Below are 25,567 nucleotides of genomic sequence, written 5' to 3' on the forward strand. Positions count from 1 at the left end.
CCCCGCCGAGCCGTGTCCAGAACGTCCCCAGCGTCTAGAACGTCCCCAGCTTCACGATCGACAGCAGGGCGATCAGCTGGATCGCGCTCGCGCCCAGGGCCTTCGGCCAGGGCAGGTCGTGGGAGCGGCTGACCATCATGGTCAGCAGGGCGCCGGCCGCGACCCAGGTCGCCCAGCCCAGGGCCTGGACGAACGTCGCGTCACCGCCGAAGAACATGGCGAAGACCAGACGGGGCGCGTCCGTCAGGGACATGATCAGCATGGAGAGGCCGACCGTGGGCTGCCAGGCCCCGTCACCGCCCAGCTGACGGGCCAGCGTGTGGGTCACCACGCCCAGGACGAAGGCGGAGATCACCATCGCCACAGCGGTCGTCAGGACGATCGGCACCGCGTTGGAGAGGGTCGCGTTGATCGCGTCCGACCGGGCGCCGTCGAAGCCGAAGACCGCGAGGAGGCCGTAGAGGAACGTCACGACGAGGGCCGGGCCCCACATCGTGTAGTCGCGCATCTGGAGGAAGGTCTGGTTGGGGGCGAGGACGATCCCCCTCAGCAGGTCCTTCCAGTGCAGCCGGGGACCGATCGGCCCGGCCGGCGCCGAGCCCGCGCGATAGGTCTCGCCCTGGTTGTACGGGTCCTCGCCCACCGAGAACGCCTGGGTGTGGCCCGGGTTGTTGGCCGCGTACGGGTCGGGGCCGCCCTGCGGGGCGTAGCCGCCGTCACCGAAGTACTCCGGTTCGTCCCGGCCGCCGTAACCACCTCCGTACTGCCCCTGCCCCTGTCCCGGGTACGGCTGCGGGGCGGGCGGGTAGCCGTACGACGGCCCCTGCGGCGCCTGCTGTCCGTACGGGGGTTGTTGCGGTCGCGTTTGCGGAGCGCCGTTGTTCCGGGCGCCGCGTCCGATCCTGAATCCAGCCACGCCTTCGAACGTACCCGGTCCCGCAGAGTGACGTGCCGGGCCCGGCGGTTCGGGCCCGGCTTTGCTGCCGAGCTGTGACATCCCCTAAGGGGGAGGTAAAGGCGTCCCCTAGGGAGATCCAAAGGGGGCGGGACGGCCGGTCCCGGGCCGGTGCGGGTCAGTCGGCGAACAAGGCGCCGAACTGCGGGGTTCCGGTGGTGGAGACGCCGGACGCGCTCGCGGAGAAGGCGCGGGAGCCGGTCGTGGTGATCTTCGTGCCGTTGGAGGGCAGGTAGGTGATGGCCCCGTCGCCGCCGTTCTCGTACGAGCCCACCACCAGGTCGGCCTTGCCGTCGCCGGTGACGTCGTCGAGCTTGACGTCGGCGCCGAACAGGTCGCTCTTCTCGTCCTCACCGGGGACGCCGGGCGTGCTCTGGGCGAGGTTCTGCATGCCGGACGTGGTGTTGAGACCGGCGGCGGAGCCGTACAGGACGGTGACCGTACCGGTGTTGGTGACACCGCCCAGGTCCTCGTTCGGGGAGCTGACCACCAGGTCCTGGAAGCCGTCGCCGTTGACGTCGCCGAGGTCGAGGTCCCAGCCGAAGCCGTCGCCGGTCTCCGAGGCACCGGGGACGTTGCCGGTGTCCTGGGTGAGACCGCTGGTGCGGCCCGGCCCGGACGCGGAGCCGTAGGTGATGTTCACCTTGCCGCCCTTGGCGGAGTCCGGGATCGTGGCGCCGTCACTGGCGGTGGCGTCCCACGAGGCACCGCTGACGATGTCGCCGTAGCCGTCGCCGTTGATGTCGCCGACACCGGTGACGACGCCGGTCCTCAGGGTCTTGGCGCCGGCGACGCTCAGACCGCTCGCGGTGCCGGGGATCCAGTAGTTGGTGTTCCAGTGCCGGGAGGTCCTCGTCTCGTAGCCGTCGACGATCAGGTCGGTGCGGCCGTCGCCGTTGACGTCACCCGCGGTCAGGTGCATCGGGCCGTACGGTGAGTCGTTGCTGCCCTGCTCGATCGGCGGCTTGATGGTGTAACGGCCGCCCGGCGTGCCGCTGTTGGTGAAGCCGCCCTTGTAGACGTAGAGGACGTTGGAGGAACTGCCGACGGCCAGATCCGCCTTCCCGTCGCCGTCGAAGTCGCCGGCCGCCAGGTTCATGCCCCAGAAGTCGTGGGAGGAGGGGGCCGGGTCGGGGACGTTGACGCTCCTGCCGGTGAGGCCGCTTCGGGAGCCCAGCAGGATGACCAGGGAGCCGCCGTTCGTGTCGGTGCCGACCTTCTCGCCCGGGGAGCCGACGGCGAGGTCGTCGTAGCCGTCGTGGTTGAAGTCGGCGTATGCCAGCGCCGCGCCGAAGTCGTCGCCGGCCTCGGCGGCGCCCGGGACGCCGGTGGTGTCCTGGCTGATCGTGGTGCGCTTGGCGGAGGAGACGCCGGTGGCGGTGCCGTAGAGGGCGACGACCTGGCCGGCGTTCTTGTGGCCGCTGACGTACGCGGTGTACGCGGAGGTGGCGATGTCGCCGATCCCGTCGCCGTTGAAGTCGGCCTGCCGGACGTGGACGGAGTCGGCGGCTGTCGCGGTGGCGGCCGTGACGGTGACCAGCCCGCCCGTCAGCGCGACGGCGGTGGCCGTCGCGAGGGCGAGTCTCAGGGGCTTGTGCATCAGGTTCTCCTGCGGCGTGCGGGGACACCGGACGGGCATCCCCGGTTGTGTGGGGCGGTGGCGGTACGGGGCCGTGGTGGCCGGAGGGCGTCAGCCGGCGAGGCTTGGGGCAGCGGGCGACGTGAGGGAGCGGGTCAGCCGGCGAGCGCGGTGCCGCCGTACGGGCGGCCGCCGAGGCAGCCCGGCTCTCCGGCCGTGACGGCCGCTCCCGCTTCCTTCGGCGCCAGGGCGGCGATGGGCAGAGCGGCGGCCGGCAGGCCGGCGCCGGGGGTACGGCTGGGCAAGAGGGGCTCCAAGAGTCGCGAATGATCCCGGGATCGCGCGGTGTCGCGATGAGGAGACCGCCTGTGAGGCGTAAGGGTTGTACGGGATTTCGGTGAGCCCCTGTTGTGCTGTTCCCGCCTTCCGGTCGTCCCTAGTCGCCGTCGCCACCTCCGTCGCGCCTCCGGCGGCCGTTCTTCTCCGACCGGCGCACCAACTCGCCGGCGGCCAGTGTCACGGTGGCCACGGCGCGGGCCCAGCGGGGGCCGCCGCGGGCCGCCCACCACACGCACACACACCCGCCGACGACGAGCACCAGCACACCGAGCAGCACCAGAAAGGTCACGCCCCCACCTCAGCATTCCAACAGCCGCATGCGCACGGTCGTATGCGTGCGGTCGTATCCGTACGGTCCCGGTGATCCTCGCAGGCCGGTGTCAGGGGGAGACGGCACAGTGGAGACATGGACACAGATGGACGGATGTTCCTGGCCCGGGGGAAGGTGGCCACCCGGCTGCCCGCGCAGGACCTGGACCGGGCCCGGCGCTTCTACGCCGAGGTGCTCGGGCTCGAGCCCGTGGACGAGCGGCCCGGCGGGCTGCTGTACCGGTGCGGCGGAGTGGACTTCGTGGTCTTCCGGTCGACGGGGGCCTCGCCCGGCACGTTCACGCAGATGGCCTGGGAGGTGGCGGACATCGAGGCGGTGGTCGCCGAACTCCGGCGGCGCGGTGTGGAGTTCGAGGAGGTGGACGTACCCGGGCTGCGGACCGTGGGCGGAATCGCCGAGGTCGAGGGGAACTACCCGAGCAAGGGCTACCGCGGCGAACGCGGCGCCTGGTTCCACGACAGCGAGGGCAACCTGCTGGCGATCGGGGAGCCCGTGGTCTGAGCGGGGTGTCTCACCCGCGAGGGGTGAATCGGGCCGGCCCAGGGATCGGGAGACTGCGGGTGGCGGGCGGCGTCGCGCCATCCGGGTGAAGTGCGTCGGCGCGGCCCCGTGCGGCGTGCGGTCACCGGCCGGGCGTCCTTGACTGGGAGTCGGTAACCACCGGTCCAGCAGGGGAGAAGACATGGCAGGGCGTCTGAGGACGAGAAGCACCCGGTGTGGTGCGACCGCACTGCTGTTGGCCTGTGCCGTGGCCGGTATGACCAGTTGCTCCGACAGTTCGGGGACGGCGTCGACCAGTCGTAGCAAGGCTGCCTCCATCGCCTCCTCCGTGGCCTCGTCCGTCGCCTCCTCCGTGGTGTCCTCGGCGGCCTCGGCGGTCTCCTCCGCCGTGCCGTCGCTGGCCTCGCAGGGTGCTTCCGCGCTGGCTTCGGCCTCGGCTGAGGCCAGACGGCGCCTGGAGGACGTGCAGAACGGGATCGACGCCAAGGACGACGTACACCTGGGCACCCCGGCCACGGACGCCGACGGGCGGAGCACCGTGGCGGTGCGTGCGCACAACAGCGCGGACTCGGCGAAGTCGTTCGCGGTCCAGGTCGACTTCCGCGACCAGGCGGGCAACCTCCTGGATACCACCGTGGTGACGCTCAACGATGTCGGAGCGGGGAAGGACGGCAAGGCCACCGCCCACAGCAACCGCAAGCTGTCCGGCCCCGTCCGCACCGACGTCGCCAGGGCCCTGCGTTACTAGCTCCGCATGCCGGGCGTCCCCCTGCGATTGACGCCGAGTCTCGGATACGGGCGGAGGCAAGCGTTTCCCGTTCAGCTGCCTTCAGTACTGGTTAGCGTGCACGGATGGAAGATCTGGGACCTGTCGCCTGGCCGCCTGAGCCGATCCGGACTGAAAGGCTTGTGCTCCGTGAGTCCGACGCCCGGGACCGTGGGGCGTTCATCGAGTTGCTTGCCTCACCGGAGGTCCATACCTACCTCGGCGGTCCTCGGCCGCGCGGTGAGCTCGAGCGCGAGCTGCCTGAGGTGCCCGAACGGTGGCCCGGGAGTTTCGTCGTCGATCTCGATGGGTCGATGGTCGGCCAGATCCTGCTCAGGAGGGCAACGGGACGCAGTCGTCCGGCTGCCGTGGGCAAGGCCGAGCTCGGGTACCTCTTCCTGCCCCGGGCATGGGGATTCGGGTACGCCGGCGAGGCGTGTGCGGCCGCGCTCGGCTGGCTCGACGGCGTGCTTCCCGGTGAGCCGGTGGTGCTCGCCACCCAGACCGCCAACCTCGGCTCGATGCGGCTCGCGGTGAAGCTGGGGTTCACCGAGGTGGAGCGGTTCGAGGCATGGGGCGCCGAACAATGGCTCGGCATGCGATCCCCGCTCACACCGTCCTGATCGCCCCTGCGGCAGGACATGAGCGTCGTCAAGATCAATGAAGTAGCCAAGGTAAGCACATAATCTACACCTGCAGCGATGCGAATTGCGCGCCCTGATGGCCAACTAGCAGCAGACTGGCTCAGCGTCCCCGCCCGCCATCCAAGCACGGGCTGGGGAAGCATTCCGTGTGGGCCTGGGACAACGGAGGGGCAATTGACTGTTGACGGAGACGAGACGGCTGCGAGAGGCGCGGGGAGCGCCGTGCAAGGGTTCATGGCACTGCCAGGGCGCACGGAGGACGGGAGGGAGCTGTTCCAGCAGTGCCTGGCGGACATGGTCCGGGTTCTAAGGCTCGATGTCGCCGCCGAGTCAGTTGCTGGTGATGAGCGGCAGTGGCGACACCAAGTGCGCGGCGCCTTGCGCGAGGCATGCCGCCGGGAGTTGGTGCTGTCCGAGCCGTCCTTCGTCGTGCTCATGAAGGCGGCGGTCTGTGACCCGGACCCGAGCTTCAACCGCCAGTTCGTTGAGCCGGCCCTGAATGCCTTCGGATACCGACGCGTCCGCTCCGCGCTGCTGGACTATCTGCGGACGGGAACCAACCAGGAGCGGGCAGGCGCTGCGCGGGCTTGGTACTGGTCGGCGCTGCCGCTTCGGCTCTCCAAAGTCAGGGCTGAGGCCTCAGGCATCGAAAGCCAGCCAGAGGCCAACGACAGGTCTGTCATGGTGGGTGAGTGGTACGAGGCCGCGCTCCGAGAGTTCGTGAATAACGAGCACCTCGACGTTCGGCGCTGCATTCTCCCCGGACTGCCGCTGCGGAAGTCGGCCTATCCGCCTGAGCTGCATGACCTTGTGGAGGCCGCAGTGATGATCGCCCGATCGCATCCAGACGAGTACATCCGTCACCGCGTGGAGCACCAGGTCCATGGCTGATGAGCCGTAGTGGGCCGTGGCTACAACCTGGGCCGACCCCCGGGTCGTAATTTCGCAGCGATGTACGCGCGCATGGGGGCCGGGTCCATGAGGTCTCTCCGCTCAGAGATTGACCCGCCCCCCTGCGCCAAGGCATGAGGAAGACCGTCCGCCCACGGTGGGCAGACGGTCTCTTAATCGGGCCGGGTCACCACTCCGCGTCGGCAAGCGCCCGGTACAGCGTCGCGCGGGACACGTCGAGCGCCTTGGCAATGGCTGTGACGCTCTCTCCCTTGGCCTTACGCGCCTTGGCCGCAGCGAGCTTGTCAGCATCCATGACGGTGGGGCGCCCGCCGGTCCGACCCTGAGCCTTTGCAGCGTCCAGCCCGGCGCGGGTCCGCTCAACGATCATGTCTCGCTCCAGCTCCGCGAAGGCAACCATCATCGTGAAGAAGAACTTCCGGTGAGGGCGCTACAGGCCAGTAGCCGCAACGGTTGGGCCAGGGGTCCAGGCAAGGGGTAAAGAGGCAAAGCAGAGGATTAGCGGGGCCCACCCCCGAACGACACTTCGTCATACCGCCGACGAAACCCGAACCGAAGTGCGACAACTCTAGATGCAGTCGCCGCCAACACCTCGGGAAGGCAAACACACCCCAGGAACGCCGAACGGCCCGCCGCCGAGGGTTACCGACAACGGGCCGTGAACGGCTCTCAGGCGCCTACTTGGCTGGTGCCTCCGCCCAGTGCACGGCCACCCGTTCCGCCGTGTTCGCGTTCCGGCCTCTGCCCACGCTGCGTGCCACGGTTACACGGTCAACGAACAGCGCAAGGAACTCCCGTCGTTCGGAAAGGGCCCAACCGGCCCACGTCGACTCTGGCCCCAGCGGGTCGCCCTCCGGGTCCGTCCACTCCGAGGGGATCGCCACCGTGCCGGCCTCGGCGGTCCCCAGTTCTTCCACGCGTCCGGCCGTTCGCGCCTCATGCGCTGTCAACCGCTCCACGGACTCACGGAACATCTGGTCGCCCACGGCACCCGCGTACAAGCCTGCCTGCCGGTCGACATACAGCGTGCGGAGCGCTTCCCGTACGTGCTCCAACTCGGCGCGTGCTGCTGCTAGTTCGGCCTGTCGCTCGCCCGTGTCCGCTTGCGCTGCAAACCGGCGTGCGGCCTCGGCGAGCCATTCGAGATCTTCCGGGTCTTCGGGGTCCAGCGCTGTCAGGCGGGACCACACGGTACGGACCGCCACGTCGTCAGCGGCGTCCATGTTGATGGCCAGACCACCGTGTCCCGGTACGGCGCCGGACTGGGCCCGGTTGCACCGATAGAGTTGCTTGCCCTCCCGCCGGTCGGTCACCATGGACGACCCGCAGACGCCACAGAAGAGCATCCCGGCGCCACCCAGCAGAGACGGCACGGAGCGCCCACCCTGACGGACCACCTGGGGCGCACGGCCGTCGAGTACGTCCTGAAGGCGCCACCAGTCATCCGGCGGAATGATCGGCTCATGCGCAGCCAGCGGGGCCCCTGAGTCGTCGCGCAGGATGACGCGCTTCGTCCCCTGGCGTTCGGCGGCGTAGCCAGCAAGGCGCGGGTCACGGAGGATGCGGAGCACAGTGGACGACACCCACGTCGTACGCTCCAGTGGCTGGCTTACGCCTCGGGCCCGGCGGGCGGTCACACGCGCTGACATGTCCGCTGCTTTGGTCGGTACGCCCTCAGTGTTCAGCTTGCGAGCCATGGCCGATGCGGTCATGCCGCCCAGCGCCCAGGACACCATGTCGCGCACGTACGAGGCCTCAGCGGGATCGGGAACCAGCTTGACCACCACAAGTTCCCCGCGCGGCTCACGCGTCGACTGAAAGCCGTACGGGGCCATGCCGGACACGTGGCTACCCGCTGCCCTCAGAGTCTCTTTCGTCGCCGTGATGTACGCCGACTTCATGTCGGACTCTTGCTGGGCCAGCGCAGCGATGAGGCCGAAGATCGCGACGCCCATGGGGGTGGATGTGTCCAGGTAGGGCTCCTCGACGCTGACGAGCAGCACGCCGTGTTTGGCCAGCTCCTCATTGATCAGCATGGCCTCAAGGGCACCCTGTCGAGTGAGGCGGGACAGCGAGAACACGACCACTGCGTCTACGTGCCCGGCGCGGACGGCGGACATCATCTCCTCGAACTCCGGCCGGACGACCTTGGGGTCCCAGCCGGATTTACCGACGTCGGCGAAGTGACCCGCGTTGTCCCAGCCTTTGGCCGTGATCAGCGCCTCGCACTTGGTCCGCTGTGCTTCGGGGGACGACGCGGAGTCGTCCTCACGCTTCCTTGACTGTCGGATGTAGGACACTGCGCGCACATGGTCCAGGTTAGGGGTCCAGTCGAGGCCCCGTTTGACGAGAGGTGTCATGTGCCTAGCGTAGTTAAAATCAACGTGTTGACCGTGCCCGCCGAGCAGCGCGAGGTGCTGGAGAAGCGGTTCGCCTCGCGGGCCCATGCCGTGGAGGGGTCCGACGGGTTCGAGTGGTTCGAACTGCTGCGGCCGGTCGAGGGGACCGATCAGTACCTCGTGTACACGCGGTGGCGGGACGAGGAGTCGTTCCAGGCCTGGATGGAGGGGGCGATGAAGTCCGCGCACCAGGGCGGCTCCGAGGGTGGGGAGCGGCCGAAGCCCGCGGCCTCCGGGGCGACCCTGTGGTCGTTCGACGTGGTGCAGTCGGCGGGTCCGAAGGGCGCGTAGACCCTGGACATAGCCGTGGACAGAGAAAAGCGGCGCCCCCTGTCTCCTGCGAGACAGGGGGCGCCGGCCTGTTCGTGCGGGCTACTTGACCGGCTCGGGCTCCGGCGCGGTCTCCGCAGCCTCCTCGCCCGCCGGGTCGGCCGGGGTCTTGACGGAGTCCAGCAGGAGCTGGGCGACGTCGACGACCTGGATCGACTCCTTCGCCTTGCCGTCGTTCTTCTTGCCGTTCACGGAGTCCGTGAGCATGACCAGGCAGAACGGGCAGGCCGTGGAGACGATGTCGGGGTTGAGGGAGAGGGCCTCGTCGACGCGCTCGTTGTTGATGCGCTTGCCGATCCGCTCCTCCATCCACATCCGCGCACCACCGGCGCCGCAGCAGAAGCCGCGCTCCTTGTGGCGGTGCATCTCCTCGTTCCGCAGGCCCGGGACGTTCGCGATGATCTCGCGCGGAGGTGTGTAGATCTTGTTGTGGCGGCCCAGGTAGCAGGGGTCGTGGTACGTGATGATGCCCTCGACCGGGGTGATGGGGACCAGCTTGCCCTCGTCCACGAGGTGCTGCAGCAGCTGGGTGTGGTGGATGACCTCGTAGTCGCCGCCGAGCTGCGGGTACTCGTTGCCGATCGTGTTCAGGCAGTGCGGGCAGGTGGCGACGATCTTCTTCGCCGACTTGGGCTTGGCGGACTCCGGGACCACCTTGCCGTCGTCGTCGAGCTCCTCGCCGAACGCCATGTTCAGCGCCATGACGTTCTCCATGCCGAGCTCCTGGAAGAGGGGCTCGTTGCCCAGGCGGCGGGCGGAGTCACCGGTGCACTTCTCGTCGCCGCCCATGATCGCGAATTTGACGCCCGCGATGTGGAGCAGCTCGGCGAAGGCCTTGGTCGTCTTCTTGGCGCGGTCCTCCAGGGAGCCGGCGCAGCCCACCCAGTACAGGTACTCGACCTCGGTGAGGTCCTCGATGTCCTGGCCGACGACCGGGACCTCGAACTCGACCTCCTTGAGCCACTCCAGGCGCTGCTTCTTGGCCAGGCCCCAGGGGTTGCCCTTCTTCTCCAGGTTCTTGAGCATCGTGCCCGCCTCGGACGGGAACGCGGACTCGATCATCACCTGGTAGCGGCGCATGTCGACGATGTGGTCGATGTGCTCGATGTCCACCGGGCACTGCTCGACGCAGGCACCGCAGGTGGTGCAGGACCACAGCACGTCCGGGTCGATGACGCCGTTGTCCTCGGCGGTGCCGATCAGCGGGCGCTCGGCCTCGGCGAGGGCGGCGGCGGGCACGTCCTTCAACACCTCGGAAGACGCCTTCTCCTCGCCCTCCATGGACTTGCCGCCACCCGCGAGCAGGTAGGGCGCCTTGGCGTGCGCGTGGTCGCGCAGGGACATGATCAGGAGCTTGGGGGAGAGGGGCTTGCCCGTGTTCCAGGCGGGGCACTGCGACTGGCAGCGGCCGCACTCGGTGCAGGTGGAGAAGTCCAGCAGGCCCTTCCAGGAGAACTGCTCCACCTGGCTGACGCCGAAGACGTCGTCGTCACCGGGGTCGGTGAAGTCGATCGGCTTGCCGCCGCTCGTCATCGGCAGCAGCGCGCCCAGCGAGGTCTCGCCCTTGGCGTTGCGCTTGAACCAGATGTTCGGGAAGGCGAGGAAGCGGTGCCAGGCGATGCCCATGTCGGTCATGAGGGAGACCGTGATCATCCAGATGAAGGACGTCCCGATCTTGATCATCGCCGTGAGGTAGATCAGGTTCTGCAGGGTGGAGACGCCCAGGCCCTTGAACGCGAGCACCAGCGGGTACGAGGCGAAGTAGGCGGCCTCGTAGTGGTGCACGCCGGCGAGCGCGCCCTCCAGGCCCCGCAGGGTCATGATCGCGAGGCCGATGATGAGGATGACCGACTCGACGAAGTAGGCCTGGCCGAAGTTGGAGCCCGCGAACCGTGACTTGCGCCCGGGCCGCCGCGGGTGGCTCAGCTGCCGGATGACGATCAGGGTGAGGATGCCCAGGGACGTCATGGTGCCGATGAACTCGACGAACAGCTCGTACGGCAGCCAGTGCCCGATGACCGGCAGCACCCAGTCGGCCTGGAAGAGCTGGCCGAAGGCGTTGACCAGGGTGAGCACCAGGGAGAAGAAGCCGACCGCGACGAACCAGTGGGCGACACCGACGACACCCCAGCGGTTCATCCGGGTGTGGCCGAGGAACTCCCGGATCACCGTGGCGGTGCGGGCGGTCCAGTCGTCGGTGCGGGTTCCCGCGGGCACGTCCTGGCCGAGGCGTACGAAGCGGTAGATCTGAGCGATGGCACGGCCGAACAGCGCCACGCCGACCACGGCGAGTACCAGCGACACGATGATCGCGGCGAGTTGCATTTCGGGGCTCCTCGGGCCTGCGAGGGGGTTCTGCGGGGTCTCTCAGCGGATTCCCCGAGATTACTAAGCGGTAACTTATGCAGTCCGTCTGAGACTACCCACATTCTCCGCCGCACTGTAGTCAGCGGTTCGGTGATCTGCGTCGCTGAGGGTGACCTCAAAGATCCCACACGATCCGATCGTGTTATTCGTACCAAATTGCTACATTCGCCCCTAACTTAGATCCGTGCTCTACGGGATCGCCGCCGCCACCACCGCCCTCCTGCTCGCCGCCGTGCTCAGCGCGCTGCTGCGGGTCCCCGCCCTGCGTCTCGGGGTGGTCGACCGGCGGCGGCAGCGGCCCCTGCCGCTGTTCGGGGGAGTCGCGGTCGTCCTGGCCACCTGCCTGGTCGCGGTCGGAGGGGACGGGTTCGGGGTGACACGGCTCGGCGGCGACGTGGGCCGACTGGTCGTCACGGGGGCCGCCGTCGCCGCGCTCGGGCTGGTCGCGGACGTGCGGAGGGTCAAGGCGCGGGTGCTGGTCGTCGGTACGGCGGTGGCGGCGGCCTGTGTGGTGCCGTACGACGAGACCGGCGTGCCGGCGGGGCTGCTGGCCGTGGGGTGGATCACCTTCGTCGCCCTCGCCTTCCGGGCGCTCGACCACGCCGACGCGCTCGCGGGGACCGTCGGGGTGGTCACCGCCTTCGGGGTGGGCGCCTGCGCGGCGGCCGAGATGATGGACGGGCTCGCCGTGCTGCTCAGTGTGCTGGCGGCCGCGCTGACCGGGTTCCTGATGCACAACTGGCATCCCGCGCGCGTGGGGCTCGGCTCGTGCGGCTCGCTCTTCACGGGGTTCGTGCTGGCCGCGTCCGCCGTGTCCACCCGGGCCGGCTACGGGTTGGCCCCCAGCGCGGGCGTGCTGTTCGCGCTGACCGCCGTCGCGAGTGCCGACGTACTCCTCGTCGTGCTGGCGCGGCTGCTGGGCGGGCGGCCGGTGCTGCGGCGCGGGCCGGACCATCTCGCGCACCGGCTGCGGCGGACGGGGCTGACCGGTCCCGGGGTGACCGTGCTGCTCGGGCTCGGGGCGTTTGCGGGGGTGCTGGTCGGGGTGCTCGTGCATCTGGGGTGGATCGCGGACTCGGGCGTGTTCTGGGTGGGGGGAGGAGCGTTGTGTGTGGTGCTCGTACTCCTTCGGATCCCTGGTCATCCCCCTAGGGGTTCTGCGTCCACGCAGGTCAGAGGCCAGTTGCGTGTAAGGAACGGATAAGAGTTGAGTCTTGGTGACTCAGGTCTGTTGACCCAATCGCAGACGTCATGCACACTTGAGTCCGTTGCACTCAAGTCAGCTGGAGGAACCAACCATGGCACGTGCGGTCGGCATCGACCTGGGCACGACTAACTCCGTCGTCAGCGTTCTGGAGGGCGGCGAGCCCACCGTCATCACCAACGCCGAGGGCGCCAGGACCACGCCGTCCGTCGTCGCCTTCGCGAAGAACGGTGAGGTGCTCGTCGGCGAGGTGGCCAAGCGTCAGGCGGTCACCAACGTGGACCGGACCATCCGGTCCGTGAAGCGCCACATGGGCACCGACTGGAAGATGGAGCTCGACGGGAAGCCCTTCAACCCGCAGCAGATCTCCGCCTTCATCCTGCAGAAGCTGAAGCGCGACGCCGAGTCCTACCTGGGCGAGAAGGTGACCGACGCGGTCATCACCGTCCCGGCGTACTTCAACGACTCCGAGCGTCAGGCGACCAAGGAGGCCGGCGAGATCGCCGGTCTGAACGTCCTGCGCATCGTGAACGAGCCGACCGCGGCCGCGCTCGCGTACGGCCTCGACAAGGACGACCAGACGATCCTCGTCTTCGACCTCGGTGGCGGCACCTTCGACGTGTCCCTCCTGGAGATCGGCGACGGCGTCGTCGAGGTGAAGGCCACCAACGGTGACAACCACCTCGGTGGTGACGACTGGGACCAGCGCGTCGTCGACTACCTGGTGCAGCAGTTCAAGTCCGGTCACGGTGTGGACCTCGGCAAGGACAAGATGGCGCTGCAGCGTCTGCGTGAGGCTGCCGAGAAGGCCAAGATCGAGCTGTCCTCGTCCACCGAGACCTCGATCAACCTGCCCTACATCACGGCTTCCGCCGAGGGCCCGCTGCACCTGGACGAGAAGCTCACCCGTGCCCAGTTCCAGCAGCTGACGGCCGACCTGCTGGAGCGCTGCAAGACGCCGTTCCACAACGTCATCAAGGACGCCGGCATCTCGATCAACGAGATCGACCACGTCGTCCTGGTCGGTGGCTCCACCCGTATGCCCGCCGTCGCCGAGCTCGTCAAGGAGCTGACCGGCGGCAAGGAGGCCAACAAGGGCGTGAACCCGGACGAGGTCGTCGCCATCGGCGCCTCGCTCCAGGCCGGTGTCCTCAAGGGTGAGGTCAAGGACGTCCTGCTGCTCGACGTCACCCCGCTGTCCCTCGGCATCGAGACCAAGGGCGGCATCATGACCAAGCTCATCGAGCGCAACACCACGATCCCGACCAAGCGCTCCGAGATCTTCACCACGGCCGAGGACAACCAGCCGTCCGTGCAGATCCAGGTCTACCAGGGCGAGCGCGAGATCGCGGCGTACAACAAGAAGCTCGGGATGTTCGAGCTGACCGGTCTGCCGCCGGCGCCCCGTGGCGTCCCGCAGATCGAGGTGTCCTTCGACATCGACGCCAACGGCATCATGCACGTGACCGCCAAGGACCTGGGCACGGGCAAGGAGCAGAAGATGACCGTCACCGGCGGCTCCTCGCTGCCGAAGGACGAGGTCGACCGGATGCGCCAGGAGGCCGAGCAGTACGCGGAGGAGGACCACCGCCGCCGCGAGGCCGCCGAGACCCGCAACCAGGGCGAGCAGCTCGTCTACCAGACGGAGAAGTTCCTCAAGGACAACGAGGACAAGGTCCCCGGCGAGATCAAGACCGAGGTCGAGGCGTCCGTCGAGGAGCTGAAGGCCGCGCTCAAGGGCGAGGACACCGCCGAGATCCGCACCGCCACCGAGAAGGTCGCGGCCGTCTCGCAGAAGCTCGGCCAGGCCATGTACGCCGACGCCCAGGCCGCCCAGGCCGCAGGTGGCGCGTCCGCCGGCGATGAGGCCCCCAAGGCCGAGGACGACGTCGTGGACGCCGAGATCGTGGACGACGAGCGCAAGGACGGTGCCGCGTGACGGAGGAGACCCCGGGCTTCGAGGAGAAGCCCGACGTCCCCTCCGGCGCCACCTCTGACGACGCCGAGCCGAAGGCCGCCTCCGAGGGGGCGGCCCCGGCCGGGGACGCAGCGCAGATCGCCGGTCTGACGGCCCAGCTGGACCAGGTGCGCAAGGCGCTCGAGGAGCGCACGGCGGACCTCCAGCGGCTGCAGGCCGAGTTCCAGAACTACCGCCGCCGCGTGGAGCGGGACCGGATCACGGTCAAGGAGATCGCCATCGCGAACCTCCTGACCGAGCTCCTGCCCGTGCTCGACGACATCGGCCGCGCGCGGGAGCACGGCGAACTCGTCGGCGGATTCAAGTCCGTCGGGGAGTCGCTGGAGACCGTCGCGGCGAAGATGGGTCTGCAGCAGTTCGGCAAGGAGGGCGAGCCCTTCGACCCGACCATCCACGAGGCCCTGATGCACTCCTACGCTCCGGACGTCACCGAGACGACCTGCGTGGCGATCCTGCAGCCCGGGTATCGCATCGGCGAGCGCACCATCCGCCCCGCGCGGGTGGCGGTCGCCGAACCGCAGCCGGGCGCGCAGACGGTGAAGGCCGAGGGGGCCGAGGAGGCCCCGGCGGCCGAGGAGAAGAAGGACAACGGCCCTGAGGAGGGCTGACGTAGGTACCGATCGGAACACCGGAAAGGGGGCGCGTCGGGGATGAGCACCAAGGACTTCATCGAGAAGGACTACTACAAGGTCCTCGGCGTCCCCAAGGACGCCACCGAGGCCGAGATCAAGAAGGCGTACCGGAAGCTCGCCCGCGAGTTCCACCCGGACGCCAACAAGGGCAACGCCAAGGCCGAGGAGCGCTTCAAGGAGATCTCCGAGGCGAACGACGTCCTCGGCGACCCCAAGAAGCGCAAGGAGTACGACGAGGCCCGCACCCTCTTCGGCAACGGCGGCTTCCGCCCGGGGCCGGGCGCGGGCGGCGGGTCCTTCAACTTCGACCTGGGCGACCTCTTCGGAGGCGGCGCCCAGAGCGGGGGCTCCGGCGGTTTCGGCGGCGGGCTCGGTGACGTCTTCGGGGGCCTGTTCAATCGCGGCGGTACGGGCACGACCCGTACCCAGCCGCGGCGCGGCCAGGACATCGACACCGAGGTCAGCCTCAGCTTCACCGAGGCGATCGAGGGGGCGACGGTCCCGCTGCGGATGTCCTCGCAGGCACCGTGCAAGGCCTGTTCGGGCACCGGCGACGCGAACGGCAACCCGCGGGTGTGCCCGACGTGCGTCGGCACCGGACAGGTCGCCCGGGGATCCGGCGGAGGGTTCTCCCTCACCGACCCCTGCCCCGACTGCAAGGGCCGCGGCCTGATCGCGGAGAACCCCTGCGAGGTCTGCAAGGGCTCGGGACGCGCCAAGTCCTCGCGCACCATGCAGGTCCGCATCCCGGCCGGTGTCTCCGACGGGCAGCGCATCCGGCTGCGCGGCAAGGGTGCGCCCGGCGAGCGGGGCGGCCCCGCGGGCGACCTGTACGTCACGGTCCATGTGTCCGGGCACCCCGTGTTCGGCCGCAAGGGCGACAACCTGACGGTGACCGTCCCGGTGACGTTCGCGGAGGCCGCCCTGGGCGGCGAGGTCCGTGTGCCGACCCTGGGCGGGCCGCCGGTCACCCTGAAGCTGCCGCCGGGCACGCCCAACGGCCGCACCATGCGCGCACGGGGCAAGGGCGCGGTCCGCAAGGACGGCACCCGCGGGGACCTGCTGGTCACCGTCGAGGTGAGTGTCCCCAAGGACGTGACGGGGAAGGCTCGTGACGCACTCGAGGCGTATCGCGAGGCGACCGCGGGCGAGGACCCGCGGGCGGAGTTGTTCCAGGCCGCGAAGGGAGCATGACGAAGATGGACGGCCGTCGGCGCGGTGACAATTTTCGTGGGCCGTATGAACTGACCGAGGAGACCCCGGTCTACGTCATCTCGGTTGCGGCCCAGCTGTCCGGTCTGCACCCGCAGACCCTGCGTCAGTACGACCGCCTGGGCCTGGTCTCCCCGGACCGCACCGCGGGCCGGGGCCGGCGTTACTCGGCCCGCGACATCGAACTGCTGCGTCAGGTGCAGCAGTTGTCGCAGGACGAGGGCGTCAACCTGGCCGGCATCAAGCGCATCATCGAGCTGGAGAACCAGGTCGCCGCGCTCCAGCAGCGCGTCGCCGAGCTCCAGGCCGCCGTCGACGGCGCGGCGGCGGCGATGCAGCAGCGCGAGGCGGCCGTGCACGCGTCGTACCGGCGTGACCTGGTGCCGTATCAGGAGGTGCAGCAGACCAGCGCGCTGGTGGTCTGGCGCCCGAAGAAGGCCAAGGACTGAAGAAGGCCGACTGAAGAAGGCCGACTGAAGAAGGCCGACTGAAGAAGGCCAGTACCAGCGGCACCCCCGTCTTTCGAAAGAGACCCCGGAATGGCTGATTCCGGGGTCTCTTCGTGTGGGGGTACGTGAGGGCGCGGTGATCATCGAGGTGCTCGATGGAGGGTCCGTAAAGGTCCATTGGTGAAGGTTGTGCCAGGTCTTCACAACACAAGCGGAGCGTGGCGTTGCGCACTCGTTAAGTAGTTCCGCTTGACGCCCGGGGTGGGTGCCGCGTTGGCTTTTCAGTCATCCGGTCGCATTGAGGCGCCCGTGTCCCGAAAGCATCAGAAGTGAGCAGGCCAGTGAGCAGTTCCATGCGTCGTATCGCCATATCCGTGGCCGCGTCCACGCTGTCCCTCTCGCTGGCGGGCTGCAGCATGCTGGGCGTGTCGGACAGCGGCGCCTCGGCGAGGCCCACGAAGGGCGACGACGTCACGGTAGGTCTGCTGCTGCCGGAGACGGCGAACACGCGCTACGAGAACTTCGACTACCCCATCGTCAAGAAGCAGGTCGCCTCCCTCACGAGGAACGAGGGCAAGGTCGACTACGCCAACGCCGGGCAGGACGCGAAGAAGCAGGCGTCCCAGATGCAGAAGATGATCGACGACAAGGTCGACATCATCCTGCTGGACGCCGTCGACTCGCACGCCATCGCGCCCGAGGTGCAGAAGGCCAAGGACGCGGGCGTCCCGGTCATCGCCTACGACCGCCTCGCCGAGGGCCCGATCGACGCGTACATCTCCTTCGACAACGAGCTGGTCGGCGAGGTCCAGGCACGTACCCTGCTGGAGGCCCTCGGCAGCGAGGCCGACACCTCCGACAAGGTCGTCATGATGAACGGCTCGTCGACCGACCCCAACGCCAAGCAGTTCAAGGCGGGCGCGCTGTCCGAGCTGGGCGGCAAGGTGACGATCGCCGACTCCTTCGACACCGTCGACTGGAAGCCGGAGAACGCCCAGGCCAACATGACCAAGGCGATCGAGAAGATCGGCAAGGACAACATCGCGGCCGTCTACTCCGCCAACGACGGCATGGCCGGCGGCATCGTCAAGGCCCTGGAGAACGCGGGCGTCACCAAGCTGCCGGCGATCACGGGGCAGGACGCGGAACTCCCGGCCGTGCAGCGGATCGTCTCGGGCGAGCAGTACATGACCGTCTACAAGTCCTACCCGGACGAGGCCGCGGCCGCCGCGCAGATGGCCGTCGCCAAGGTCCAGGGCCACGACATCCAGTTCGACGCCCTCACCCAGGACAGCGTGGACAGTCCCACCAACAAGGCCATCCCGGCGCAGCTGCTCACCGTGACCGCCGTGACGAAGAAGAACATCAAGTCGACGGTCGTCGCGGACGGCTTCTACAAGATCTCCGACATCTGCACCGGCGAGTACAAGTCGAAGTGCGCGGCCATCGGCCTGAAGTGACATGAAGTGACGTGATGTGACGAGGAGGGCCGGGGCCAGGTGACGGAACCGGTCCTCCCGCCCGTTCGGCCCTCCCGCCCGTTCTCACGCCACCCGAGTGAACTCGACCGTCACCTCCGGCGGGCCGCCCGCCACGCCCCGGTAGACGCCCTTGTGCGGGGTGACGTCGTCGTAGTCCCGACCGCGGGCCACCACCACGTGGGACTCGTCGGCGCGGACCCGGTTGGTGGGGTCGTGCCCGCACCACTCGCCCGCCCAGTACTCGATCCAGGCGTGGCTCTGCCCGGCGACGGGCCGGTGCAGTTCGGCCTCCCGCTCGGGGTGGAGGTAGCCGGAGACATAGCGCGCGGGCAGGCCGACGCCCCGCAACAGGGCGATGGTGAGGTGGGTGATGTCCTGGCAGACGCCCGCGCCCTGTTCCCATGCCTGGGCCGGCGAGGTGTTCACGCTGGTGGCGCCGGGGAGGTAGGAGACCCGGTCGGCGACCAGGGCGGAGACCGCGAGCGCCGTCTCGTGCGGGTCGAGGCCGGCCGCGGCCTTCCGCGCCTTCTTCACCAGCTTGGCGGGGACCGTCGTACGGCCCGTCGGGGTCGCGTACTCCAGCAGGCGGGAGCCGGCGATCCGGTCGGGGAGCTCGGACCACTCGGGCGGCCGGGGCAGCGGGCCCGGCGGGGAGGTCTCGACCAGGCTGGAGGCCGTGATGGTGAGGTGGCCGTGCGGGTCCATCAGGTCGAAGCCGGTGACCTGGGTGCCCCAGTAGTCCCAGTACGACCAGGTGGGCGTCGTCGGGTTGACGGTGACCCGGGCGTCCAGGGTGGTCTGGCCCGGCAGCGTCAGCGGGGTCATGCGGACCTCGTTGTGCGAGGAGGCCGCGGGCTGGGCGTACGAGACGCGGGTGGTGTGCTTGATGCGGAGCCGGCGGGTCATGCTCACGCTCCTTCCTGGGCCCACTCGACGGGCCCCGGGTAGGGGAAGAACCGCTCGGCCACCGCGTCCGCGGACGCCATGCAGGCCTGCTGCAGGTCCCCCAGAAGGTCCGGCAGCTGGTCCTCGAGGGCGTGGGTGTCCAGGTATTCGAGGCGGGTGCGCAGCCGGCCGATGGGGCGGCGCGCGGGGTCCTGACGGGGGCGGCCGAGGGCGGTGAGGCACTCCTCGGCCGTGGTCAGCGCGTGCAGCGCCGAGCGCGGGAAGTCGCGGTCCAGGAGCAGGAACTCCGCCACGCGCGGGGTGTCGCCGAAACCGCCGTACACGCGCGCGTACGCCTCGTCCGCGCCGGAGGCGCTCAGCAGGGTCGGCCAGTCGGGCGCGTGCGCCGCGTCCAGCACCCGTACGGACAGCAGCCGTACGGTCATGTCCACCCGCTCCAGGCTCCGGCCCAGCACGACGAACCGCCAGCTGTCGTCCCGGCTCATGGTGGAGTCGGCCAGGCCGAAGAAGAGGGCGGCCCGGCGGCGCACGAGTTCCAGATAGGCGTAGGGGCCGGTGCGGCGGGCCGCCATCCGCTGGTCGGCCAGGGCGTGCCAGGTGGAGTTCAGGCACTCCCACATCTCCGAGGAGACGGCCTCACGGGCGCTGCGCGCGTTGAGCCGGGCGGCGCCCAGCGCGCCCTCGATGGAGCCCGTGGAACGGGCGTCGAAGGCCAGCTGGTCGAGGACCTGCTGCATGTCCACGCGCGAGCCGCCCGCGTCCATGCCGAGGATCGCGTACAGCGACCGGCAGGCCGCGTCCTCGTCGCGCCAGGGGTCCTCCAGCATGCGGTGCAGATAGGCGTCGAGGATGCGGCCGGTGGCGTCGGCCCGCTCGACGTAACGGCCGGTCCAGGTCAGGGACTCGGCTATCCGGGAGAGGATCACGTCGTTCACTGCTGCGCCCCATCCTGTACGACCGCTCGGGTGCCGTCGGGGCCGAGCCGGCGCGGGGCGACGGCGGGGATCGCGGGGTCCGGCTCGGGCGCGGGCTGTTCGGCGGGGCCCTCCGCCAGTACCCAGGTGTCCTTGGAGCCTCCGCCCTGGCTGGAGTTGACGATCAGGTTGCCCTCCTGGAGGGCGACGCGGGTGAGCCCGCCGGGCAGCACCCACACCTCGTCGCCGTCGTTCACGGCGAACGGACGCAGGTCGATGTGGCGCGGCGCCATACGCTCGCCGGCCAGGGTTGGGGAGGTGGACAGGGCGACGGGCCGCTGGGCGATGAAGCCGCGCGGGTCGGCGGCGACGGCTTTGCGAGTGCGTTCCAGGGTCTCCCGGTCGGCCTTCGGCCCGATGACGATGCCCTGTCCGCCGGCACCGTCGACCGGCTTGATCACCAACTGCTCGATCTGGTCGAGCACCGCCTCCAACTGCCCCGGCTCGTCGGGCCGGTAGGACTGCACATTGGGAAGAATCGGTTCCTCGGAGAGGTAGTAGCGGATGAGGTCCGGGACGTAGGTGTAGAGCAGTTTGTCGTCGGCGATCCCATTGCCCACGGCGTTCGCGAGTGTGACGTTGCCCGCCATCGCGGCGCCCATGATGCCGGGGCAGCCGATCACCGAGTCGGGACGGAAGTGCAGCGGGTCGAGGAAGTCGTCGTCCAGGCGCCGGTATACGACATGGACCGGCACCTCGCCGCGCGTCGTACGCATCCACACCCGGTTGGCGCGGCACACCAGGTCGTGCCCCTCGACCAGCTGCACGCCCATCAGCCGTGCCAGCAGGGCGTGTTCGAAGTAGGCGGCGTTGCTGGGCCCCGGGGTCAGCACCACCACCCTCGGGTCCTGCACCCCGTCGGGCGCGGCGGCGCGCAGGGCCGCGAGCAGCCGGTGACAGTACCCGTCGACCGGCAGCACGTGCTGTTCGGCGAAGAGGGAGGGGAAGATCCGGGTCATGGCCCTGCGGTTCTCGATGACGTACGACACCCCGCTGGGCACCCGCACGTTGTCCTCGAGCACCCGGAAGTCCCCGGCCTCGTCCCGCACCAGATCGATTCCGGCCACATGGATGCGCACCCCGCCCGGGGGTTCGACCCCGTGCGCGGCACGATGGAAGTGCGGGGAGTTGAGCAGCAGCCGCCAGGGCACGACACCGTCCTCGAAGGCACGGCAGGGCCCGTAGGCGTCGGCGAGATAGGCCTCCAGGGCCCTGACTCTCTGACTCACCCCGCGGTGTATGAGATCCCATTCCAGGGCGTCGAGGATCCTGGGCACGAGGTCCAGCGGCCAGGGCCGCTCCTCGCCCGCGAAGGCGTACGTGACGCCTCGGTCGGTGAACGCCCGGGCCATCTGGTCCGCCCGGAAGCGCAGTTCACTCGGTTCGATCGGCTGAAGTGCGGCCAGCACCGGCTCATAGGCGGTCCTGACCTCACCCGGCCGTTCGAACATCTCGTCCCACGCGTCGGCCAACGCGTATGCGTCGAATATGTCCGCCATGAGGGGACGTTAGATGCGATTCGTAACACGGCGATCACTGAGGCATTTCCGGGAGCTTGCGCGGAAGGACGGGCTCCGCCGCTGCTCCGGTGTGGCCGGTCCACACCCCCTCAGCTTGTTGCAGCCGGGCGGGCGGCGGGCCGGTAATAGCCGGGCACACAGGCGCATTTCGACGCCCGTGCCGCCCGGAGCCGTGTTGCGGAGCCGGGAGTGTCCGCGCATAGTTGCGCTGCGGAACACGCCGGATGCGGGGGTGAAATGGGCGATGACCGGGCACGCCGACGAGCATCCACACGGTGCTGACCGACTGTGCGAGGCCGGGGATCGTGTGTATTCCCGGGCCGTACGGCGGGGCCGCGTGGCGCGCCGCGACGCCGAGCCGGTGCCCTGTCTGCTGGACCTGGCCCTGCTGCACCCCGACCCCGACGACATGGACTGGCTGGTGCCGACGTCCCCGCTGGAGGTCATGACGCGGCTGCTGCGCGAGGTCCACGACCAGGTCAGCGCCAATCAGCGGCGGGTGGGCTCGGCGGTGGCCGCCGTCGAGTGGTACGCGGGACTCGGGCCGGCCGTGCAGGTGGGCGCCGCCGAGGGCACGGCGATCCGGGTGCTGGACGGGCTCTCCCGCATCCAGGCGGCGATGGACGAGGCGACACAGGCGTGCACCACGGAGGTGCTCACCGTGCAGCCGGGCGGCATCCGTCCCGAGCACGAGCTGACGGAGGGGCTGCACCGGGCGCTGGAGCTGCGGGCGCGGGGCGTGCGGATGCGCGACCTGTACACGCACGTCGCCCGCCACGGGCAGGGCCTGCTCAACTACCTGGAGCTGATGGGCAACGCGGTCGAGGCACGCACCCTCGACGAGGTCATCGACCGGCTGATCCTCTTCGACCGCACGGTGGCCTTCATCCCCGCCAACGCGGACCGCACCCTCGCCCTGGAACTGCGTCACCCGGCCCTGGTCGGCTACCTCGGCACGGTCTTCGACCGCCTGTGGCGCCTGGCCATCCCCCTCACCGCGCCCCTCCCGGACACCGGCATCGAGGGCATCTCCCACCGCGAGCAGTCCATCGCGGCGCTGCTCGCGGAAGGCCACCAGGACGCGGTCATCGCCGAGCGCCTGGGCATAAGCGTCCGCACCTGCCGCGCCCACATCGCCCGTCTCTCCGAGACCCTGGGCGCCGCCAGCCGCACCCAACTCGGCGTTCGCATCGCCCAGGTGGGCCTGGACGGGCCCCGCGGCCCTGAGAAGGTCACTCCTTCGGTCACTCTTCCCGGTCGAGGATCCCCGACCGTGCGATGAGGTAACCGAGCTGCGCCCGGCTGTCACTGCCGAGCGTGGCGGCGAGCTTGGCGATGTGCACTCGGGCGGTACGGATGTTCAAGCCCAGCCGGTCGGCGATCACGGCGTCGGTGTGGCCCTCGACGAGGAGGGTGGCGATGGCGCGTTGGCGGGGGGTGATGCCGTCGGGGGCGACGGGCTCCGCCGCCTGCGGGTGCATGGGGGTGGCCAGGCGCCACAGGCGGTCGAAGGCGGTGGCGAGGAACGCCACGATGACCGGGTGGCGGATCTCCAGGGCGAGCGTGCGGTCCGCGTTGGCGGGGATGAAGGCGACGGTGCGGTCCACGACGAGGAGCCGGTCGGTGATCTCGTCGAGGGTGCGGGCCTGGGCGTCTCCCCTCAGCCGCTCGTAACGGGCGAGGACCGAGGGCGCGTGCCTGAGGGTGTGCTGATAGAGCGTGCGGATCCGGCCGCCGCGGTCGAGGAAGTCCTGGTCGCGCACGAGGGCGTCCGCACGGACCGCGAGCGGTGTCTGGGTGTGGCTGATGTGCGGCTGGATGGCGAGCAGTTCCTCACGGCCCTCGGCCAAGGCCTGGGTGATGGCCCGGCCGATGCGGTCGGAGCCGTCGAGCACGGCCGCGACCGAGGAGTCGCCGGCCGCGGTGCGCCGGCCGTCGAGCCGCATGAGGGGCTCGAAGAGGTCGGCGAGCCGTGCCTCGCGGCGCCGTTCGAGGGCGACGCGTTCCTCCGAGGTGCTCAGCAGCCGGTGCAGGGCGACGACGGGCGTGACCGGCTCCAGGCGGTTGGGATCATCGACCGAGGGCCGCAGCAGCCCGAAGTCGACCAGACAGGGTGTCGCGTCGACGTCCTCGGGGCGCAGATGGCCTTCGCGCAGTGCGCGTTCGTACAGCGCCGCTGCCCCGGAGCACAGCTCGTCCGCATCGTGCTCCGGATGCGTTGCCGAGGCCATCGGGCCGCTCCCTCCCGGACTCAGAGGTCCTGCTCCAGAAGCCCCGACTGGGCTATGCGGAACCCGAGTTGCGCCCGGCTGCCGCTGCCCAGAGCCGTCGCGAGCTTGGCGATGTGGGCGCGGCACGTGCGCACGTTCATGCCCAGACGCCGGGCGATCGCCTCGTCCACATGCCCCTCGACCAGGAGTTTGGCGATGGAGTGCTGGATCTCCGTGATGCCGTCCGAGGCGGTCTCGTACGGGGCGCCGGCGCTCAACGGCACCGCACGCGCCCACATGAACTCGAAGACCTTGATCAGATAGCGGACGAGCCCGGGATGGCGGAGCTCCAGGGCCACCTCCCCGTCGTCACGGGTCGGGATGAACGCCACGGTCTCGTCGCAGATGATCAGCCGCTCGACCAACTCGTCGATCGTCCGGTACTCGACCTTGCCGTCGGTGAACTGGGCGACGTAGGCCAGCGTCTCCGGGCTGTAGCGGGCCGGATGCTGGTACAGCGTCCGGATGCGGCACCCCCGCTCGATCAGCGGCCTGTCGCGCTCCAGCGCCTTGGTGAGGGTGTGCTCCAGGCGGCGGCGGCTCGGCTGGACCGTGAGCATCTCCGTGTGGGTCTGGGCGGTGGCCAGGTCGAGCGCCGCGTTGATCCGGTCCAGGCCCTCCAGCACGGTGATGGAGTGAGTGGTGGCCGTCGGCTGGGCACTGATGCTCATGAACGGCTCGAAAGCGTCGGCGAGTTCGATGGACTCCCGGCGGCGCTGGGTGATCTCGTACTCGATCGGGTTGAGCCGCTGGGCCAGGGCGATCGAGGGGGGTACTGGACGTAGCCAGTTCGGGTCGTCGGGATCGGGATGAAGAAGGGCGAACTCCATCAAACAGGGCGCAGGTTCCACATCCGCACGGGCTAGGCGTCCCGTCCGGAGAGCGTTCCCATAAAGGCGGCGCCCGTCCTCGCACAGGTCGGTCAGCCCGTGGGGATGTGTCCGCTTAGTCTCATTTATCGCCAAATCTCCACCCCCCAGGGTCCTGAACGTGCAGGAACATGATGCATCGTTTGTGTGGCCATGACGTGCCGGAATGGGCCATCGTCGTATTCGGACGGGGGAGAGGTGACCTTTACATGAGGACGAAGCCGACTATGCATAAGAGAATGCTTCGCTCGGCGCTTGTCGCCGCCTTCTCCGCCGCTCTGGCCTTCGGTGCACTGACCGGTCACGCGGAGACGAAGGGCGCTGTCGCGCAGGACAGCAGTTGGCGCGTGCAGGCCGCGGCCGCCGGTGACAGCAGCTGGGCGATCGTGGCGTCCGACGTCCCGGGGGACAGCTCCTGGGTCGCCCCGACGGACAGCAGCTGGGCCGTGCAGTCATGACCACCCCACCCGACGACCGCTCCTTCCGCCGCGAGATGGCCACCGCCTACCGCTCGGGCTGGCACTTCATCGACCTCGTCACCGCGATCCCCCACTCCGGTGACTCGCTGATGGTGACCGTCTTCGGTGAGCCGGTCGTCGTCACGCGGGACGAGGACGAGGACGTACGGGCGTACCGGTGTCTGCGGCGGCCTCGGGGGGCGCCGCAGCCCGTGCGGTGTGCCGTCCGGTACGGAATGATCTTTGTGAACCTGGACCAACGAGACCATCGGCTGGTGGAACCGGAAACCCCCCAAGTTCGGACCATCTCAGCCACCCCCCGCAGTGCCTGACGCGATTCCCCCGTCGTAACAGATCGCTCAGGTGCTTCCCCCCGCAGCGGGGGGGGGGGGGGGGGGCGAACGGGGTGGCGCGCCCCGGGTTGTGGGGCGTTGGGTGGGTGGGGGGGCACCCCGGGGGGCGGGGCGGGCGCGGCCCGAGGGGGACCCCGG

General features: G+C 69.5%; 26 protein-coding genes and 1 pseudogene. 14 read left to right on the plus strand and 13 right to left on the minus strand.

From position 1 onward, the window contains the following. Window positions 1–34: 34 nt before the first annotated feature. The 4 genes from ABZ453_RS14925 to ABZ453_RS14940 all read right to left on the minus strand — a co-directional run bounded on the left by ABZ453_RS14925 (window position 35) and on the right by ABZ453_RS14940 (window position 3,162). A complete protein-coding gene (locus tag ABZ453_RS14925) occupies window positions 35–997 on the minus strand; it encodes a Yip1 family protein (protein ID WP_359015178.1) in 963 nt (320 codons plus the stop codon). Window positions 998–1,073: 76 nt separating this feature from the next. Beyond that, a complete protein-coding gene (locus tag ABZ453_RS14930) occupies window positions 1,074–2,555 on the minus strand; it encodes an FG-GAP and VCBS repeat-containing protein (protein WP_359015179.1) in 1,482 nt (493 codons plus the stop codon). Between the two features lie 134 nt (window positions 2,556–2,689). Beyond that, window positions 2,690–2,839, minus strand: a complete 150-nt coding sequence (locus tag ABZ453_RS14935; RefSeq protein ID WP_359015181.1) for a hypothetical protein — start codon at window positions 2,837–2,839, stop codon at window positions 2,690–2,692. Between the two features lie 131 nt (window positions 2,840–2,970). Next, window positions 2,971–3,162 (minus strand): hypothetical protein, encoded by a 192-nt coding sequence (locus ABZ453_RS14940; protein WP_359015183.1) that lies wholly within the window; start codon window positions 3,160–3,162, stop codon window positions 2,971–2,973. Between the two features lie 117 nt (window positions 3,163–3,279). Between ABZ453_RS14940 and ABZ453_RS14945 the strand changes: the two genes are divergently transcribed. From ABZ453_RS14945 to ABZ453_RS14960, 4 genes are all read left to right on the plus strand, one after another. Further along, the gene (locus tag ABZ453_RS14945) at window positions 3,280–3,705 is read left to right on the plus strand and encodes a VOC family protein (protein WP_208781533.1); all 426 of its coding nucleotides are present in this window, start codon (window positions 3,280–3,282) and stop codon (window positions 3,703–3,705) included. Window positions 3,706–3,961: 256 nt separating this feature from the next. After that, window positions 3,962–4,453: a hypothetical protein gene (locus ABZ453_RS14950; RefSeq protein WP_359015186.1), complete on the plus strand. Its 492-nt coding sequence runs from the start codon at window positions 3,962–3,964 to the stop codon at window positions 4,451–4,453. Window positions 4,454–4,557: 104 nt separating this feature from the next. Continuing rightward, window positions 4,558–5,094, plus strand: a complete 537-nt coding sequence (locus ABZ453_RS14955; protein WP_359015188.1) for a GNAT family N-acetyltransferase — start codon at window positions 4,558–4,560, stop codon at window positions 5,092–5,094. Window positions 5,095–5,337: 243 nt separating this feature from the next. Continuing rightward, window positions 5,338–6,006, plus strand: a complete 669-nt coding sequence (locus tag ABZ453_RS14960; RefSeq protein WP_359015190.1) for a hypothetical protein — start codon at window positions 5,338–5,340, stop codon at window positions 6,004–6,006. A 187-nt stretch (window positions 6,007–6,193) separates the two neighbouring features. Here the strand turns inward: ABZ453_RS14960 and ABZ453_RS14965 are convergent, their stop codons facing one another. The 3 genes and pseudogenes from ABZ453_RS14965 to ABZ453_RS14975 all read right to left on the minus strand — a co-directional run bounded on the left by ABZ453_RS14965 (window position 6,194) and on the right by ABZ453_RS14975 (window position 8,387). Continuing rightward, a complete protein-coding gene (locus tag ABZ453_RS14965; protein ID WP_359015443.1) occupies window positions 6,194–6,370 on the minus strand; it encodes a helix-turn-helix domain-containing protein in 177 nt (58 codons plus the stop codon). Continuing rightward, window positions 6,356–6,442: pseudogene (locus ABZ453_RS14970) on the minus strand (recombinase family protein); the annotation flags it as partial. The gene ABZ453_RS14965 and the pseudogene ABZ453_RS14970, both read right to left, overlap by 15 nt. 262 nt (window positions 6,443–6,704) lie before the next feature. Next, a complete protein-coding gene (locus ABZ453_RS14975; RefSeq protein WP_359015192.1) occupies window positions 6,705–8,387 on the minus strand; it encodes a recombinase family protein in 1,683 nt (560 codons plus the stop codon). Here ABZ453_RS14975 and ABZ453_RS14980 point away from each other — a divergent pair. Continuing rightward, a complete protein-coding gene (locus ABZ453_RS14980; protein WP_359015194.1) occupies window positions 8,337–8,717 on the plus strand; it encodes an antibiotic biosynthesis monooxygenase in 381 nt (126 codons plus the stop codon). The genes ABZ453_RS14975 and ABZ453_RS14980 overlap by 51 nt on opposite strands. 81 nt (window positions 8,718–8,798) lie before the next feature. On the opposite strand, the gene ABZ453_RS14985 is transcribed toward ABZ453_RS14980, so the two are convergent. Next, the gene (locus ABZ453_RS14985) at window positions 8,799–11,081 is read right to left on the minus strand and encodes a (Fe-S)-binding protein (RefSeq protein ID WP_359015196.1); all 2,283 of its coding nucleotides are present in this window, start codon (window positions 11,079–11,081) and stop codon (window positions 8,799–8,801) included. Window positions 11,082–11,307: 226 nt separating this feature from the next. On the opposite strand from ABZ453_RS14985, the gene ABZ453_RS14990 reads away from it, so the two are divergent. From ABZ453_RS14990 to ABZ453_RS15015, 6 genes are all read left to right on the plus strand, one after another. Then, on the plus strand, window positions 11,308–12,327 hold the full coding sequence (locus tag ABZ453_RS14990; protein ID WP_359015198.1) for an MraY family glycosyltransferase: 1,020 nt from the start codon (window positions 11,308–11,310) through the stop codon (window positions 12,325–12,327). 94 nt (window positions 12,328–12,421) lie between these two features. Beyond that, window positions 12,422–14,266 (plus strand): molecular chaperone DnaK, encoded by a 1,845-nt coding sequence (dnaK, locus tag ABZ453_RS14995; RefSeq protein WP_359015200.1) that lies wholly within the window; start codon window positions 12,422–12,424, stop codon window positions 14,264–14,266. Then, window positions 14,263–14,913 (plus strand): nucleotide exchange factor GrpE, encoded by a 651-nt coding sequence (gene grpE, locus ABZ453_RS15000; protein WP_359015202.1) that lies wholly within the window; start codon window positions 14,263–14,265, stop codon window positions 14,911–14,913. The genes dnaK and grpE overlap by 4 nt, the downstream gene beginning before the upstream one ends. A 42-nt stretch (window positions 14,914–14,955) precedes the next feature. After that, window positions 14,956–16,131, plus strand: coding sequence for a molecular chaperone DnaJ (gene dnaJ, locus ABZ453_RS15005; protein WP_133044145.1), 1,176 nt, complete (start codon window positions 14,956–14,958; stop codon window positions 16,129–16,131). 5 nt (window positions 16,132–16,136) lie between these two features. Beyond that, window positions 16,137–16,598 carry a helix-turn-helix domain-containing protein gene (locus ABZ453_RS15010; RefSeq protein ID WP_133044360.1) on the plus strand — a complete coding sequence of 154 codons (462 nt, stop codon included), beginning with the start codon at window positions 16,137–16,139 and terminating at the stop codon, window positions 16,596–16,598. Between the two features lie 353 nt (window positions 16,599–16,951). Further along, the gene (locus ABZ453_RS15015) at window positions 16,952–18,058 is read left to right on the plus strand and encodes a substrate-binding domain-containing protein (protein WP_359015204.1); all 1,107 of its coding nucleotides are present in this window, start codon (window positions 16,952–16,954) and stop codon (window positions 18,056–18,058) included. Window positions 18,059–18,142: 84 nt separating this feature from the next. On the opposite strand, the gene ABZ453_RS15020 is transcribed toward ABZ453_RS15015, so the two are convergent. The 3 genes from ABZ453_RS15020 to ABZ453_RS15030 are packed head-to-tail and all read right to left on the minus strand — an operon-like array spanning window position 18,143 to window position 21,458. Next, window positions 18,143–18,985, minus strand: coding sequence for a transglutaminase family protein (locus tag ABZ453_RS15020; protein ID WP_359015206.1), 843 nt, complete (start codon window positions 18,983–18,985; stop codon window positions 18,143–18,145). A 2-nt stretch (window positions 18,986–18,987) separates the two neighbouring features. Further along, a complete protein-coding gene (locus ABZ453_RS15025) occupies window positions 18,988–19,920 on the minus strand; it encodes an alpha-E domain-containing protein (RefSeq protein ID WP_359015208.1) in 933 nt (310 codons plus the stop codon). Next, on the minus strand, window positions 19,917–21,458 hold the full coding sequence (locus tag ABZ453_RS15030) for a circularly permuted type 2 ATP-grasp protein (protein WP_359015210.1): 1,542 nt from the start codon (window positions 21,456–21,458) through the stop codon (window positions 19,917–19,919). Before ABZ453_RS15030 ends, ABZ453_RS15025 begins: the two co-directional genes overlap by 4 nt. Before the next feature lie 265 nt (window positions 21,459–21,723). Here ABZ453_RS15030 and ABZ453_RS15035 point away from each other — a divergent pair, with 265 nt between their 5' ends. Next, complete coding sequence (locus ABZ453_RS15035) at window positions 21,724–22,761, plus strand: helix-turn-helix transcriptional regulator (RefSeq protein ID WP_359015212.1); 1,038 nt, start codon at window positions 21,724–21,726, stop codon at window positions 22,759–22,761. Here ABZ453_RS15035 and ABZ453_RS15040 read toward each other — a convergent pair. Continuing rightward, on the minus strand, window positions 22,724–23,710 hold the full coding sequence (locus ABZ453_RS15040) for a LuxR C-terminal-related transcriptional regulator (RefSeq protein ID WP_359015215.1): 987 nt from the start codon (window positions 23,708–23,710) through the stop codon (window positions 22,724–22,726). The two genes, ABZ453_RS15035 and ABZ453_RS15040, sit on opposite strands and share 38 nt — an antisense overlap. Window positions 23,711–23,730: 20 nt before the next feature. Next, window positions 23,731–24,675 carry a helix-turn-helix transcriptional regulator gene (locus ABZ453_RS15045; protein WP_359015446.1) on the minus strand — a complete coding sequence of 315 codons (945 nt, stop codon included), beginning with the start codon at window positions 24,673–24,675 and terminating at the stop codon, window positions 23,731–23,733. Window positions 24,676–24,857: 182 nt separating this feature from the next. Between ABZ453_RS15045 and ABZ453_RS15050 the strand changes: the two genes are divergently transcribed. Together ABZ453_RS15050 and ABZ453_RS15055 are read left to right on the plus strand one after the other, a co-directional pair. Beyond that, window positions 24,858–25,076, plus strand: coding sequence for a hypothetical protein (locus ABZ453_RS15050; RefSeq protein WP_359015217.1), 219 nt, complete (start codon window positions 24,858–24,860; stop codon window positions 25,074–25,076). Then, window positions 25,073–25,408 carry a hypothetical protein gene (locus tag ABZ453_RS15055; protein ID WP_133044153.1) on the plus strand — a complete coding sequence of 112 codons (336 nt, stop codon included), beginning with the start codon at window positions 25,073–25,075 and terminating at the stop codon, window positions 25,406–25,408. Before ABZ453_RS15050 ends, ABZ453_RS15055 begins: the two co-directional genes overlap by 4 nt. The last annotated feature ends 159 nt before the right edge of the window (window positions 25,409–25,567 follow it).

The sequence above is a fragment of the Streptomyces sp. NPDC005799 genome, from assembly GCF_040630525.1.
In the GTDB taxonomy this organism is placed as follows: domain Bacteria; phylum Actinomycetota; class Actinomycetes; order Streptomycetales; family Streptomycetaceae; genus Streptomyces; species Streptomyces griseorubiginosus_B.

Excerpts from the sequence above, each read along its gene's own strand:
- dnaJ (WP_133044145.1), top strand. The coding sequence starts at position 14,956 with ATGAGCACCAAGGACTTCATCGAGAAGGACTACTACAAGGTCCTCGGC.
- ABZ453_RS15035 (WP_359015212.1), top strand. The coding sequence starts at position 21,724 with ATGACCGGGCACGCCGACGAGCATCCACACGGTGCTGACCGACTGTGC.
- ABZ453_RS14945 (WP_208781533.1), top strand. The coding sequence starts at position 3,280 with ATGGACACAGATGGACGGATGTTCCTGGCCCGGGGGAAGGTGGCCACC.
- ABZ453_RS15050 (WP_359015217.1), top strand. The coding sequence starts at position 24,858 with ATGCTTCGCTCGGCGCTTGTCGCCGCCTTCTCCGCCGCTCTGGCCTTC.
- ABZ453_RS14955 (WP_359015188.1), top strand. The coding sequence starts at position 4,558 with ATGGAAGATCTGGGACCTGTCGCCTGGCCGCCTGAGCCGATCCGGACT.
- ABZ453_RS15015 (WP_359015204.1), top strand. The coding sequence starts at position 16,952 with ATGCGTCGTATCGCCATATCCGTGGCCGCGTCCACGCTGTCCCTCTCG.
- ABZ453_RS15020 (WP_359015206.1), bottom strand. The coding sequence starts at position 18,985 with ATGACCCGCCGGCTCCGCATCAAGCACACCACCCGCGTCTCGTACGCC.
- ABZ453_RS14985 (WP_359015196.1), bottom strand. The coding sequence starts at position 11,081 with ATGCAACTCGCCGCGATCATCGTGTCGCTGGTACTCGCCGTGGTCGGC.
- ABZ453_RS15055 (WP_133044153.1), top strand. The coding sequence starts at position 25,073 with ATGACCACCCCACCCGACGACCGCTCCTTCCGCCGCGAGATGGCCACC.
- ABZ453_RS14925 (WP_359015178.1), bottom strand. The coding sequence starts at position 997 with ATGTCACAGCTCGGCAGCAAAGCCGGGCCCGAACCGCCGGGCCCGGCA.
- ABZ453_RS14975 (WP_359015192.1), bottom strand. The coding sequence starts at position 8,387 with ATGACACCTCTCGTCAAACGGGGCCTCGACTGGACCCCTAACCTGGAC.
- ABZ453_RS15010 (WP_133044360.1), top strand. The coding sequence starts at position 16,137 with ATGGACGGCCGTCGGCGCGGTGACAATTTTCGTGGGCCGTATGAACTG.
- ABZ453_RS15040 (WP_359015215.1), bottom strand. The coding sequence starts at position 23,710 with ATGGCCTCGGCAACGCATCCGGAGCACGATGCGGACGAGCTGTGCTCC.
- ABZ453_RS14950 (WP_359015186.1), top strand. The coding sequence starts at position 3,962 with ATGACCAGTTGCTCCGACAGTTCGGGGACGGCGTCGACCAGTCGTAGC.
- ABZ453_RS14980 (WP_359015194.1), top strand. The coding sequence starts at position 8,337 with ATGGTCCAGGTTAGGGGTCCAGTCGAGGCCCCGTTTGACGAGAGGTGT.
- dnaK (WP_359015200.1), top strand. The coding sequence starts at position 12,422 with ATGGCACGTGCGGTCGGCATCGACCTGGGCACGACTAACTCCGTCGTC.
- ABZ453_RS15030 (WP_359015210.1), bottom strand. The coding sequence starts at position 21,458 with ATGGCGGACATATTCGACGCATACGCGTTGGCCGACGCGTGGGACGAG.
- ABZ453_RS14930 (WP_359015179.1), bottom strand. The coding sequence starts at position 2,555 with ATGCACAAGCCCCTGAGACTCGCCCTCGCGACGGCCACCGCCGTCGCG.